The organism is Pseudomonas juntendi, from assembly GCF_009932375.1.
GTDB lineage: Bacteria > Pseudomonadota > Gammaproteobacteria > Pseudomonadales > Pseudomonadaceae > Aquipseudomonas > Aquipseudomonas juntendi.
Genome location: NZ_BLJG01000539.1, coordinates 1 through 257, shown reverse-complemented (window position 1 = coordinate 257; position 257 = coordinate 1). Strand labels below are relative to the sequence as shown.

1 pseudogene is annotated in these 257 nt (G+C 65.0%); it reads right to left on the bottom strand.

Annotation, left to right across the window (positions count from 1 at the left end):
- Positions 1-66: 66 nt before the first annotated feature.
- Positions 67-257, bottom strand: a pseudogene (locus GYA94_RS27135) (methyl-accepting chemotaxis protein); the annotation flags it as partial.

Genomic DNA, 257 nt, shown 5'->3' with positions numbered 1-257 from the left:
GGAAATGTGTCGCCTGTGCCTGGCCGCTCCGCGCCGAACTGCCGCGAAGAGGCCAGGCAAACCCGATCAGAGCCTGAAGCGCCTCACCAACCCTTGCAAATGGGTGCCCAGCCGCGCCAGCTCCACGCTGGAGCTGGCCGTCTCCTCACTGGCCGCCGAGGTCTGGTCGGAAATGTCCCGCACATTCATCACGCTGCGGTTGATCTCTTCGGCCACGGCCGTTTGCTCTTCTGCCGCGGTGGCGATCTGCTGGTTCA